The organism is Lactobacillus sp. LL6, assembly GCF_007570935.1.
In the GTDB taxonomy this organism is placed as follows: Bacteria; Bacillota; Bacilli; order Lactobacillales; family Lactobacillaceae; genus Lactobacillus.
In genome coordinates, this window is sequence record NZ_VLLR01000001.1 from 1,717,289 (window position 1) to 1,730,655 (window position 13,367).

Genomic DNA, 13,367 nt, shown 5'->3' on the forward strand with positions numbered 1-13,367 from the left:
ACTTTCTTTAAGAAAGCGGTTGACATAATGGTACATACCATTTTATAATGGACTAGACCAGTAAACAAGGAGGATTTAATCATGATAAAAGTAATTGTTAGAGAAAACGACATTCAAGGTGGAGCTGCAGCATTTGAAATTTTTGAAAAAGGTATCAAAAATGGTGCCAAGACTTTAGGTTTAGCAACTGGCTCAACCCCTGTTACTCTTTACCAAAACTGGGTTAAGAGTGACTTAAATTGCGATAACTTAACAAGTATTAACCTTGATGAATATGTCGGCTTAAAACCTGATAATCCTCAAAGTTACCATTACTTCATGCAAGAACACTTATTTAACAAGAAGCCATTCAAGAAGTCTTATATTCCAAATGGTGTATTAGCTGCTACAGATCCACAAAAGGCTTGTGATGAATACAATAAAATTATTAAAGATAATCCAATTGATATTCAACTTTTAGGAATTGGTAGAAATGGCCACATCGCATTTAACGAACCAGGTTCCTCATTTGATACTGTAACTCGTGAAGTTAAACTAACAGAAAATACTATTAAGGCAAATTCTCGTTTCTTCGATAGTATCGAAGATGTGCCAACTAGTGCCATCTGCATGGGAATTGCCAACATTATGTCTGCTAAAAAGATTGTTTTAATGGCCTTTGGTGAAAAGAAAGCTCACGCAATTAAGAAAATGATTGAAGGACCAATCACTGAAGAAGTTCCTGCATCAGTTTTGCAAAAGCACCCAGATGTAACTGTAATTATAGATGAAGCTGCAGCCAAAGAACTTGACGACAAATATAAGAACTAAACATAATTTATTTTGAACATAAAAAACCAGCTAGCAAAATTATTGCTAACTGGTTTTTATTTTCTAGGGAATGTTAATTATCTGGATATAAGGATAATCCCTGCTTATCTAGCTGTTTTTCAATGTAACTTTTAATCTTTTCAGACAATTCACTAAAACCAATTGTCTGATCACCATTGACGTACATTATAAATCCAACTTTTTATAATTGTTTTTTCTAAAAATTATACTTCAAAGTATTGTAAGAATTTATAAACTTTCTATAATAAATATAAAATTAGGAGATTTAAATAATATGAATTCAATCAAAAATTTCTTTAACAATAAAATTATTTCCAAATTTATTACAGCTTTCGGCGCTTTTATTTGTATATTTGCAACAGGAGTAGATTTTGGTATTATTCTACTCCAAAAAAGATTCTCATTACCAAATATCGGTGAACCAATTCTTGGAATAGCCACTCTAGTTATTGGTATTCGACAATTATATTTATTAGCAAAAAAGTAAATCAACTTAAAAACCAGCTAGCAAAATTATTGCTAACTGATTTTCGTTTTCTACTCAAATAATCCCATTCCGACCAATCTTGAAGATTTCTATTCAAAAAAATTGTCAAATTCCTTGACAATTTTCAAAAATAGCAAATTAAATTTCTCCTTGTTAGACACAACATCTCGTATTACACTAGTTAAGTACTCAACTACATCTAGTATTTAAGAAAGAATGTGATCCAAGTTATTGTATTAAGTGGGCCAATTGGAGCCGGGAAATCCAGTTTAACCAGTATTTTAGCTGAACATTTAGGTACTCAAGCATTTTATGAGGGTGTTGATACTAACCCAGTTCTTCCTTTATATTACAAGGATATGAAGCGATACACCTTTTTGCTTAATACCTACTTGCTCAACCATCGTCTAGCACAAATCAATCAAGCTATTCGTGATAAGAACAGTGTTTCTGATCGTTCAATTTATGAAGATGCCCTTTTCTTTAAAATGAACGCTGATAGCAAGGTTGCTGATCCAACTGAATTTAAAATTTATGATGATTTACTTGAAAATATGATGGAAGATACTCCTGGCAATCCAAGCAAGAAGCCAGACCTTCTTATCTATATCCATGTTTCATTAGATACAATGCTTAATAGAATCAAGAAACGTGGTCGTTCTTATGAACAGCTTTCTACCGATCCAAGTTTAAAAGACTACTATGCTCGTCTTCTTAGCTACTATGAACCATGGTATGAAAACTATAACGCTTCTCCAAAAATCAGAATCAATGGTGATAAACTTGATTTTGTTATTGATGAAGATGCTAAAAAAGAAGTTTTAAGTGAAATCGATAATAAATTACGCGAAATTGGTAATTTATAATTTATAAAAGATAAAAAGAAGGAACGTGATGACAGTTATTGTTTTAAGCGGGCCAATTGGAGCCGGGAAATCCAGTTTAACTAGTATTTTGTCAGATTATTTAGGAACTAAGCCATTTTATGAAAGTGTTGATGAAAATCCTGTCTTGCCACTTTTTTATGCTGATCCTGAAAAATATGCATTTTTACTTCAAGTATATTTCTTAAATACACGCTTTCACAGCATTAAAGCAGCACTTAGCCAAGACAACAACGTTCTTGACCGTTCAATCTATGAAGACGCCCTTTTCTTCCAAATGAACGCAGACATTGGCCGTGCCACCAGTGAAGAAGTTGATACTTACTATGAACTTCTTCACAATATGATGGATGAACTTAAGCGAATGCCTAAGAAGAACCCTGATTTGCTTGTTCACATTGATGTATCTTATGATACGATGATCAAACGTATTCAAAAACGTGGTCGTCCTTATGAACAACTAAGCTACGATGCAACTCTTGAAGACTACTACAAGCGCCTTTTAAAATACTACAAACCATGGTACGAAAATTATGATTATTCACCAAAGATGACAATCAACGGTGATGAACTTGACTTTATGTCTAGTGAAAATGATAAACAAATCGTACTTGATAAAATCGTAGATAAATTAAAAGAAGTTGGTAAACTTCCCGAAGACTGGGATAAGTCAACCGACATTCAAATTGAAGCATAAAATTTATTAGCTACTACAAAAGTATATTTTTGTAGTAGCTTTTTTTGTATAATTAAAAATAATTAATTATTTCAGTTTTTTATATTTCTATAGAAGGAAAAATATGAATAAACATAAATTTAAATACTTATTAGGTTTTGTCTTTACCATAATTTTATTATTCACTGGTATTAACATCGCTCATGCAGATGTTGATTATGATATTAATGAAGTGAAAGTTAATGCAACAGTGGAAAAAGACGGCTCGCTTAAAATTCAACGTTATGTATCTTATAAGTTTGATAGTGATGCTCATGGAGTATATTATCGACAAAACTTAGATACAAAACAAAAACTTATTAATCCAAAAGTAAGTGTTACAACTAACCATGGCAAAGAAATTGTCGCTACAAAAGGTACAAAAACTAATAACACTTATGAATTAACTTATGATACTGATGGTTATAAATTCAAGCTTTATCATAATATTGAAGATGGTGATGATGTAACAGTCAAATACTCTTACACTATTACAAATGCAATTATCAACTGGCGTGATACAGCTGAACTTAATTACAAAATAATTGGTGATGGCTGGGACACTGATCTTAATAAAGTAAAAATAAAAATTAACTTTAATAATTCAAAAGCAGTTCCAGAACTTAAAGTCTGGGCACATGGTCCACTTAGTGGCTATGTTAATGTTAATCGCAAGTTAGGTCAAGCCACTTTAACTGACACAGATGTTCCTGGCGACAGTGGAATTGAAGTTCATGCAATTTTCCCAACTTCTATTACCTCATTAAATAAAAATACTCGTGATAAAAATCATAAGAAGGCAATATTAGCTCAAGAAAAAGCACTTGCTGAAGAAGCTAACAGAAAACGTCATCAGCATGAATTATTTGAGCAAATCATTTCCTGGGGAATAATTATTATTGCAGCAGTCTTATCTTTATTTGGAAGTATTAAAATTTTAAAAACTCCTCATTTTGGTACAAAACTGAGAAAGTATTCTGATTTGCCTCATAATTATGAAATTCCTAATGTCGATCCAGTCACCGCTCAAATATTAGATGATGGTAGTAACCCAGATACCTATGCTTTTACTGCTTATTTAACACAGCTTGCTGGTAAACACCGTATTAAAATTGAAAATGTTAAACGAAAGAACTACCGCATAACTCTAGTAGATCCAACTGTAAAAGATGAATCCAAGTTAGTAGAAACACTTTTTGATGAAGTTGGAGACGGCACAAGTTTCACAACTAAACAAATGAAAAAAGCCGACTTAGAAGAAGATTTTAATGATTGGCAAGATGAAATGTTTGAAAAAGTTGAACAAGCTAACTTAATTAGTGAAGAATATGAAGAAAAATATAGCAAAGGGCGACGTTTATATCGCTGGTCTACGTCAGTTTATATCGTTTTATTCATCGTTTCCCTATTATTCATTCCAAGTAAAATCTGGCTACCAATTATTGTCTTCCTTTTGGCACTGATAAACATCACCTTAGGATTATTCTATAAAAAAGCAAACTCAATTTACACTAAAAAGGGTGCTGAAGAAGCCAACAAAGTGCGAGGATTTGAAAAAATGCTTGATGATATCGGTAATTTTAAAATGAAAGACATTGGGGAATTGATTTTTTGGGAAGAAGTTATGCCTTATGCAGTTGCCTTTGGTCTTTCTAAAAAAGTTATTAAGCAATTAAATATTGAATTTGATAAGGCTGAAATTGCCACAGTCTTTCCTCCTTCAAGTTATTACTGGTATAGTGGCAATTTTGAAAGAAGCTTTAATTCTAGCTTACAATCGGGAGCAGGACTTGATAGTTCAACTAGTGGGTCTAGCGGAGGCTTTTCTGGAGGAAGCTCGGGTGGCTTTGGCGGAGGTTCCGGTGGCGGAGCATTTTAATATTAAAAAAAGCGCCGAATGGCGCTTTTTTATTTACCCTAACTTTTTAGCTAAAGCATCAAGTGTTAATTCACTAGTATCATTGAATTTAACATCTGCATCTTTAAGATTCTTGCCAATTCCGATTGAAATTTCACCAGCACGGTTAATTGATTCAACACCAGATTGGGCATCTTCAATACCTGCTACATGTACAGGATCCAAATTCATAATTTCTGCAGCTTGCAAATAAATTTCTGGATCTGGCTTACCTTTCTTTAACTTAGCAGGATCAACTCTACCTTCAAAATAATCTCCAAGTTGAAGATATTTAAGAATTGTTGGACCATTTTTAGAAGCAGAAGCAAGAGCTAAATGATAGCCTTTAGCTTTTGCTTCATCCAAGAACTTTTTCATCCCTGGCAAAATATCATTTGGAGTTAGAGTTTTTACCAATTCAAGATAGTTGTCATTTTTTTCTTCAGCTAACTTTTCTTTTTCTTCTTGAGTGTAGTCATTTTCATGACCGCCAGCTTTTAAAATCAGTTCCAAAGAATCCATTCTGCTTACACCCCGTAAGCTATCAGCAAGTTCTTCAGTCCATTCAGTACCAACTTTATCAGCTACTTGACGCCAAGCTTGTCCATGAAACTTTGCAGTATCTGCAATCACACCATCTAAGTCAATTGCAAAACCTTGAATATCAGCAAAAGTCATAATTTCCTCCAATTTATTTTAATTCAAGTTTTTCACCATTTAAGTCAATGGTTAATGGTTCACCTGATACTAATTCAATATGAGTACCCTTCTTATCAACCGTTACTTCTAATACACGACCACGGAATGCTTGACGGAATTTGTATGAATTCCATTTCTTTGGAAGGAATGGTGCATAGTGAAGTTCACCATTTCTTACTCTCATTCCAGCAAATCCTTGGACAATATCAAGCCAACTACCAGTCATTGAAGTAATGTGTAAACCATCTTCAGTATCATTGTTGTAATTATCTAAATCAAGACGAGCTGCTCTTTCATATAATTCAACTGCTTTATCATGGTAACCAATATCAGAAGCAATAATTGAATATACTGAAGCAGAAAGACTTGATTCATGAACAGTAAATTGTTCATAGAAGTCAAAGTTATTCTTCTTTTCTTCTTGAGTAAAGTCATCAATGAAGTCCCAAAGACCTTGAATAACATCACCTTGCTTAACATATGGTGAACGCAAGATTCTGTCCCATGACCAATTTTGATTAAGTGGTAATTGATCACTTGGAATTTCAGAAACTGGTTTTAAGTCCTTATCTAAGAAACCATCATTTTCTGGGAAAATATCCTTTTCCTTGTCATATGGAAGATACATGTTATCTGCAATACCCTTCCAACGACGCTTTTCATCTTCTGAAACATTTAATTTCTTAGCAGTTTCTTCATCTACTTCATCTAAAATTTCAAGAGTATATCTTAAAGTCCACTGGCAAAGAAGGTTAGTGTACCAATCATTATTAACATTGTTGTCGTATTCATCAGGGCCAGTAACAGCATGAAGCATGTACTTGTTCTTTCTTTGTGAATAGTGAACACGGTCAGCCCAGAAGCGAGAAATTTCAGTTAAAACTTTTGCCCCTTCATGAAGAACATAGCTCTTATCACCAGTATAGTTAGTGTAAAGGTAAATTGCATAAGCAATATCACCGTTACGGTGAATTTCTTCAAAAGTAATTTCCCATTCGTTGTGACATTCAATACCATTGAAAGTTACCATTGGGAAAAGAGCACCCTTTAAGCCTTGTTGCTCAGCATTGATATAAGCTCCTGGCAATTGCTTGTAACGATACATTAATAAGTTTCTTGCAATCTTAGGATCACCCACTCCAAGGTATACGGGCACACAATAGGCTTCAGTATCCCAGTAAGTTGCACCGCCGTATTTTTCACCAGTGAAACCTTTTGGACTAATGTTTAAGCGATAGTCATCACCATAGTAAGTTGAGAATAATTGGAAGAGGTTAAATCTGATACCTTGTTGGGCTTCTTCATCACCATCAATTTGGATGTCAGATTTATCCCAACGTTTTTGCCATTCTGCAATATGTGGATCTAAAAGTTCATCGAACTTTTGAGTATCTACAACAGCCATTAAAGCATCTAATCTTTGATCGATTTTTTCTTGTGTATCAAAATCACGTGAAGTCACAACTAAGCTGCGCTTTTCAAAAGTAATTTCCTCGCCAGCTTGAATTTCACCAGCAAATGTATTTCTAACATCCTTTTCACCGATTGCATCATCAATATGATCTAGGTTAGTTTTAACACTATTGCGCATTCCGACCATAAATTGAGGTACACCAAAATCGTTTTTCTTAGTTTGAGACATGATTTCAGCGTGAGTACCTTTAGCAGACTTAGCTAAAACATTCCAGAATTGTTCATCATAATTTGCATCTTCATTATAAACATCAGCATCAATGATGTTACTGATTTCAATTTTCACTGCAGAATCTGATAAGTTTTTAACCAGAACTCTTTGACCAACTAATTCCTTTTGAACTACACTTGCAAAACGTTCAAAAGTAAATTGAAGCTTACTGCCACCAATTTCTACATCAAACTTACGGGTAAAAATTCCGCGCTTTAAGTCTAAATCCAACTTAAAGTTTTCTGGAGTTTGCTTAGCTAAATCAAGTTGTTCACCATTTACTTTAATAAGCATCTTAATGAAGTTTACTGCGTTGATCATCTTACCAAAGTATTGTGGATAGCCATTCTTCCACCAACCAACACGAGTTTTATCTGGATACCAAACTCCACCAAGATATACTCCTTCTAGCGTGTCACCAGAATAACCTTCTTCGAAAAATCCACGCATACCCAAATTTTCATTTGCGATACTAGTCATAGATTCTTGAAGACGCTTATCTTCAGGAGCCCAATTTTCTGTAGCAACGTTCCATGGAGCAACATTAAAAGTACGTTTCATAAAAATAATCCTCTTTTCTTATTATTCATCAATTAATTAACGTAAGTTTCTTTGATTCCATTAACAGAAATTGCACCTAATACTAACACGATTCCTGCTAAAATAAACATATTTACCTGTGAGTTTCCTAATAATGGGAATAAAACAAAACTTAATAGCGAAGCAACAATTTGCGGAATACAAATTGAACCGTTGAACAAGCCCAGGTAAGTTCCCATGTGTTTACCAGAGAGTGCATTAGTAACAATAGTTAACGGGTAAGTACTCATCCCAGCCCAAGCAATCCCAATTAGAATAAATGAGATAACTAATAGCCATTGACTATGAACAAAGAATACTGAGATAAATCCAAGTGCACCCAGCAGCAAACTACCAGCATAACCAAACTTATGACGATTGTTTGGAACACTTGCTAAAACATATGACCAAATAACGGCTGCAATAGATTGAACAGCTGATAAAACCCCATACCAGTTACCAGCAGCTTGATATCCAGCAGAAGATGGATTAGCAGTGTGCCATACATTTTGAGCAATTGCTCCCGGCGCATAAGTCCAAAGATACTGAAATGCAAACCAGCAGAAAAATTGTACTACAGCTACTGTCCAAAATGCTTGTGGTGCTTCTTTTAAAAGTTGAAGCCAATTTCCCCCTTCCTTATTATCATCCTCATTGATTCCATGGTAATGAGCATAAGTTTTAGGATCATATTCTTCAACTTTAAATACTGTAAACAAACTAGTTACAACTAAAATTGCAGCTCCAACATAAAAAGCAATAACTACAGATGGTGGAACCACGCCTTTAGCTGCAGTATTAGGAATTCCAAATAGAGTAAACAAAAATGGAAAAATTGCAGCTAAAACCGCACCAGTATTTGATAAGAAACTTTGAATTCCATATGCATAACTCTTTTGGTTATCATTAACCATATCCCCAACCATCATTTTGAATGGCTGCATTGCAACATTAGAAGATAAATCTAATAATGCAATAGTAATTGCACCAAACCATAATGCTGCAAGAGACCCATAACCAAAGCCAAAACTTCCCGCATTTGGTAAAAGTAGCATCACGATAACAGCTACAATCATCCCGAGCAATAAATATGGCAAACGACGCCCACCCAACTTAGGAAGCCATGTCTTATCTGAATAATATCCAATGATTGGTTGAACTAAAAGTCCTGCTAAAGGTGGTAAAATGAAAAACCAACCTAAATTATTCGGATCAGCACCAATAGTTTGAAAGATACGACTCATTTGTGAACTCTGTAAAGTAAAAGCTGTCTGAACCCCTAAATAGCCAAAGTTTATCATCCAAATTGTACTTTTAGCTAAGGTAGGCAAGCCAATACTTGATTTATTTTCTTGACTCATCTTTAATATTCCCCTATTTTTACTTAAAAGCGCTTTCACATTTCCTTGACTATTACTATAACAAATATTCTAATTTTGTGCAACCGTTTGCACAAAAATAAAAAGATTCGCTTATCAGCCAATCTCATATGGAATAATTTTATGCTGTAGTTTAGAAAATAAAACTTCAATCGCAGCATTACCCAATTTTTTTGGTTGCAAATCAACTTGTAAAGTAGTCCCTAATACCATTCCAAGTAGTTTACTGCTATTAAAGCAAATTACAGGATATTTCTTATCATTTTTTAACTCTTGCAAATATCTCAAATATAAGATATCATCTGAAAAAATCAATCCATCTACTTGAGAGTTATTTTTTAGAAATTGATTTAATTCATCTTTATCTGGATTTAAATCAATTATTTTAGTTTTGACATTCTTCTGTGTTAAAAACTTCTGATAACCTTTTCTTCTATCTAATTCATACGACCAATGATAACTAGATTCTACAAATGCTGGATATTTAACTTGCTTATTTTCCCATAAAAATTCAGTTGCAGAAAAACCTGCAGCAACATTGTCATTATCAACAAATTTATATTTGTTAGAAGATCCAATTATTACGAAATTTAAATTTTTTTCAGCTAAGTACTTTATAATAGGATCCTTTTTTTGAGAATAAAAAATAACAAAATTATGCACTTTTGCTTGTTTGACCATGGATTGAACCTGACTTAATAACTGCTTTTGACTGGGAGCGATTGCTACTAACATTTCATAATTTCTTTTCTGTAGTTCGGTGCTAATTCCTCTCATCAAATCAATATGAAATGGATTAGCTGGAGCTGTTTCGCCTGTTACTGGAAAGATGATTCCAACCATATTTGCTTCACCTAAAGTTAAATTTCTTCCGGCATAATCAGGTTGATACTCCATTTGGGAAGCAATTTTACGAATTCTTTTCTTAGTTTCTTCACTAATTCTTGGATTATTATTTAAGGCTCTTGAAGCAGTAGATGGTGAAACACCTGCCTTTTTTGCTATATCTTTAATAGTATACATTGCCGACCGCTTTCTGTTTTTAGTAATATTTTTTAAGTTACTATCTATAATAACTATTCATAACTATCTATTCAACATTAATTTAAGCGCTTTCAAGATTGCTTAAAAAATAAATATTATATGCTTTAAAATTTCTAACTGTATTGCTAGTCTATTCCTAAAATAATTCGCATTTACATTCTTATTAATGAATGGTAAAGTATAATAGTTGTCTTAAAAAGATAAAACACGAACATTTACTTTTTTGGAGAGATAAAATGAATTTTATTAAGAGTTATTTCCAGCTTGATAAATATAATACAAGCATCAAAACAGAATTTATTGCCGGATTAACTACTTTTATTAGTATGTCTTATATCCTTTTTGTTAACCCAAGTGTTTTAGGAGCAAGTGGAATGGATACAGGAGCAGTATTTACATCAACTGCTTTAGCAGCTGCTCTTGGTACTGCAATTATGGGAATTGTAGCAAATTATCCAATCGGTGAAGCACCAGCACTTGGTATCAACGCCTTTTTTGCTTATACAGTATGTGTAGGGATGCATGTTTCATGGGAAACAGCCCTAGCTAGTGTATTTGTTGCATCAATTATTTTTATTTTAATTACACTTTTTAAATTACGTGAAAAAATTATTGATGCTATTCCAAGTGATTTAAAATTTGCCATTTCATCAGGGATTGGTCTTTTCATTGCCTTTCTTGGTTTACAAAATGGTCATATGATTGTTGATAACAAATCAACTTTAGTTAGCTTAGGTTCTCTTCATGATCCACTTGTTTGGATTACAATTTTTGGATTATTAGTTACTATTATCTTAATGATTTTAAGAGTTCCTGGTGCAATCTTCATCGGAATGTTATTAGCTGCAATTTTTGGAGTATGTATTGGTCAAATTCAATTGCCACATAAAATTATTTCAACTGCTCCAAGTTTAGCACCAACTTTTGGTCAAGCAGTTTTTCACGTAAAAGATATTAATAGTTTGCAAATGTGGGTAGTTGTACTTACTTTCTTATTAGTAACTTTCTTTGATACTGCTGGTACTTTAATTGGACTTGCTCAACAAGCTGGTTTTATGAAAAATAATAAGATGCCACGTGTTGGGAAGGCCTTGGCAGCTGATTCAACTGCAATGATGTTTGGTTCAATATTTGGGACTTCTCCAGTTGGAGCGTTTGTAGAATCTAGCGCCGGAATTGCTGTTGGTGGTAGAACAGGACTTACTGCTGTATTTGTAGCAATCTTTTTCTTGATTTCAATGATTTTTAGTCCTTTGTTAGGACTTTTCACTACTCAAGTTACTGCTCCTGCTTTAATTATCGTTGGGGTATTAATGGCACAAAATACAGCTCATATTCATTGGAATAAACTTGAAATTGCTGTACCAAGTTTCTTAATTTTACTTGGGATGCCACTTACTTATTCAATTTCTGACGGACTTGCACTTGGAATGATTACTTATCCAATTTGTATGATTTCTGCAAAACGTGGAAAAGAAATCAGCCCAATGATGTGGGTACTATTCTTCGTATTCTTAATCTTCTTATGGGTATTAAATATTAAGTAATGAAAATGTCACCAATTGGTGGCATTTTTATTTTACCTAAAAAACTGAATAAATTTATCTCTTTCTATTGAAAATGTTAACTATTTAAGTATAATTAAAAATAAATATTCGGATAATAATAAAATATAATATTTTTATCTGCTTATATCTTATATATAAATAATGTTTTACGAACAATATTCATATTATGGAGGTAAATATGAACTCTATCAGTCACTTTTTCCATTTAAAGGAAAATCAGACTTCAATCAAAACGGAACTTTTAGCAGGACTGACAACTTTTGTTAGTATGTCATATATTTTGTTTGTTAATCCTAATGTCTTAGGTGCAAGCGGGATGGATAAAGGAGCTTTGTTCACTACTACTGCATTAGCAAGTGCTTTTACCTGTATTGTGATGGGCGTGATTGCCAACTACCCCATTGCATCTGCTCCAACTTTAGGTCTTAACGCTTTCTTTACTTATACAGTTTGTTTAGGTATGCATGTTAAATGGGAAACAGCCTTGGCTGCAGTACTAGTTGCATCAATTTTATTTATTATTCTTACTGCATTTAAATTACGTGAAAAGATCATTGATGCTATTCCCACTGATTTAAAATATGCTATTTCTGCTGGAATTGGTTTATTTATTGCCTTCATTGGACTTCAAGGAAGCGGCTTAATTCAAAAGTCAACTTCAACCTTAGTGACAGTCGGTACATTAAAGAATCCACTTGTTTGGATCACAATTTTCGGACTTTTAGTTACTGTAATGTTGATGATTGCAAATGTACCTGGAGCAATGTTTATTGGAATGATTGCAGCAGCAATTTTTGGAATTGCTATTGGTCAAATAAAAATGCCTACTCAAGTAATCTCTGCTGCTCCATCAATTTCCCCAATTTTTGGACAAGCAGTCTTTCATATTGGCAACATTAATACAGTTCAAATGTGGATCATTGTTTTGACATTTTTATTAGTAACGTTCTTTGATACTACCGGTACTTTGATAGGATTAGTTCAACAAGCTGGGTTAATGAAAGATGGCAAAATGCCAAGAGCAGGTCGCGCACTGACTGCTGACTCAAGCGGTATGGCTGTTGGAGCAATCCTTGGAACTTCTCCAGTTGGAGCTTTTGTGGAATCCAGTGCTGGGATTGCCGTCGGCGGTAGAACAGGACTTACTGCTGTTTTTGTTGGAATCTTCTTCTTAATTTCCATGATTTTTAGTCCAATCTTGAGCGTTTTTACAACTCAAGTTACAGCACCTGCTTTAATTATTGTTGGAGTATTAATGGCTGAAAATTTAGCTCATGTTCACTGGACTAAATTAGAAATTGCTATTCCATGTTTTCTTATTGTAATTGGAATGCCACTTACTTATTCAATTTCAGATGGTTTAGCGTGGGGGGTTATCGTTTATCCATTTACTTTAATTGCTGCAAAACGATTCAAAGAAATCACACCAATGATGTGGATACTGTTTATCATCTTTATAATCTATATGTTAGTTTTAAATATTTAGCATTAATATTTCCTGGGAAATAGAGCCTGTAGTCAAAATTTTGACTACAGGCTTTTTTCATTTGTGCTACACTAGATACAATAACTTAATAATTGTATTTAGTTTTATCGGAGG

The 13,367-nt window shown here is 33.5% G+C and carries 11 protein-coding genes; 7 read left to right on the forward strand and 4 right to left on the reverse strand.

The features are described 5' to 3' along the window. Positions 1-84 precede the first annotated feature (84 nt). From nagB to FOD82_RS08335, 5 genes are all read left to right on the forward strand, one after another. Positions 85-810, forward strand: coding sequence for a glucosamine-6-phosphate deaminase (gene nagB / locus FOD82_RS08315; RefSeq protein WP_144356040.1), 726 nt, complete (start codon positions 85-87; stop codon positions 808-810). 295 nt (positions 811-1,105) lie between these two features. After that, complete coding sequence (locus tag FOD82_RS08320) at positions 1,106-1,318, forward strand: hypothetical protein (protein WP_144355966.1); 213 nt, start codon at positions 1,106-1,108, stop codon at positions 1,316-1,318. Positions 1,319-1,536: 218 nt separating this feature from the next. Continuing rightward, the gene (locus FOD82_RS08325) at positions 1,537-2,184 is read left to right on the forward strand and encodes a deoxynucleoside kinase (protein ID WP_144355967.1); all 648 of its coding nucleotides are present in this window, start codon (positions 1,537-1,539) and stop codon (positions 2,182-2,184) included. A 28-nt stretch (positions 2,185-2,212) separates the two neighbouring features. Further along, positions 2,213-2,899 carry a deoxynucleoside kinase gene (locus FOD82_RS08330; protein WP_144355968.1) on the forward strand — a complete coding sequence of 229 codons (687 nt, stop codon included), beginning with the start codon at positions 2,213-2,215 and terminating at the stop codon, positions 2,897-2,899. Positions 2,900-3,002: 103 nt separating this feature from the next. After that, complete coding sequence (locus FOD82_RS08335) at positions 3,003-4,796, forward strand: DUF2207 domain-containing protein (protein ID WP_144355969.1); 1,794 nt, start codon at positions 3,003-3,005, stop codon at positions 4,794-4,796. Positions 4,797-4,829: 33 nt separating this feature from the next. Here FOD82_RS08335 and pgmB read toward each other — a convergent pair whose 3' ends face one another. From pgmB to FOD82_RS08355, 4 genes are all read right to left on the reverse strand, one after another. Then, on the reverse strand, positions 4,830-5,492 hold the full coding sequence (gene pgmB / locus FOD82_RS08340) for a beta-phosphoglucomutase (RefSeq protein ID WP_144355970.1): 663 nt from the start codon (positions 5,490-5,492) through the stop codon (positions 4,830-4,832). A 13-nt stretch (positions 5,493-5,505) separates the two neighbouring features. Then, a complete protein-coding gene (locus tag FOD82_RS08345; RefSeq protein ID WP_144355971.1) occupies positions 5,506-7,758 on the reverse strand; it encodes a glycoside hydrolase family 65 protein in 2,253 nt (750 codons plus the stop codon). A 32-nt stretch (positions 7,759-7,790) separates the two neighbouring features. After that, positions 7,791-9,137: an SLC45 family MFS transporter gene (locus FOD82_RS08350; protein WP_144355972.1), complete on the reverse strand. Its 1,347-nt coding sequence runs from the start codon at positions 9,135-9,137 to the stop codon at positions 7,791-7,793. Between the two features lie 114 nt (positions 9,138-9,251). Next, positions 9,252-10,178: a LacI family DNA-binding transcriptional regulator gene (locus FOD82_RS08355; protein WP_144355973.1), complete on the reverse strand. Its 927-nt coding sequence runs from the start codon at positions 10,176-10,178 to the stop codon at positions 9,252-9,254. 257 nt (positions 10,179-10,435) lie between these two features. Here FOD82_RS08355 and FOD82_RS08360 point away from each other — a divergent pair, with 257 nt between their 5' ends. After that, entirely contained in the window at positions 10,436-11,746 is a 1,311-nt protein-coding gene (locus FOD82_RS08360; RefSeq protein WP_144355974.1) for an NCS2 family permease, read from the forward strand. A gap of 199 nt (positions 11,747-11,945) precedes the next feature. After that, positions 11,946-13,253 (forward strand): NCS2 family permease, encoded by a 1,308-nt coding sequence (locus FOD82_RS08365; protein ID WP_144355975.1) that lies wholly within the window; start codon positions 11,946-11,948, stop codon positions 13,251-13,253. Positions 13,254-13,367: the final 114 nt, after the last annotated feature.

Bases quoted from the DNA above. Each gene is read 5' to 3' on its own strand.
- FOD82_RS08365 (WP_144355975.1), top strand. From the start codon at position 11,946: ATGAACTCTATCAGTCACTTTTTCCATTTAAAGGAAAATCAGACTTCA.
- FOD82_RS08330 (WP_144355968.1), top strand. From the start codon at position 2,213: ATGACAGTTATTGTTTTAAGCGGGCCAATTGGAGCCGGGAAATCCAGT.
- FOD82_RS08335 (WP_144355969.1), top strand. From the start codon at position 3,003: ATGAATAAACATAAATTTAAATACTTATTAGGTTTTGTCTTTACCATA.
- pgmB (WP_144355970.1), bottom strand. From the start codon at position 5,492: ATGACTTTTGCTGATATTCAAGGTTTTGCAATTGACTTAGATGGTGTG.
- FOD82_RS08320 (WP_144355966.1), top strand. From the start codon at position 1,106: ATGAATTCAATCAAAAATTTCTTTAACAATAAAATTATTTCCAAATTT.
- FOD82_RS08355 (WP_144355973.1), bottom strand. From the start codon at position 10,178: ATGTATACTATTAAAGATATAGCAAAAAAGGCAGGTGTTTCACCATCT.
- FOD82_RS08360 (WP_144355974.1), top strand. From the start codon at position 10,436: ATGAATTTTATTAAGAGTTATTTCCAGCTTGATAAATATAATACAAGC.
- FOD82_RS08350 (WP_144355972.1), bottom strand. From the start codon at position 9,137: ATGAGTCAAGAAAATAAATCAAGTATTGGCTTGCCTACCTTAGCTAAA.
- FOD82_RS08345 (WP_144355971.1), bottom strand. From the start codon at position 7,758: ATGAAACGTACTTTTAATGTTGCTCCATGGAACGTTGCTACAGAAAAT.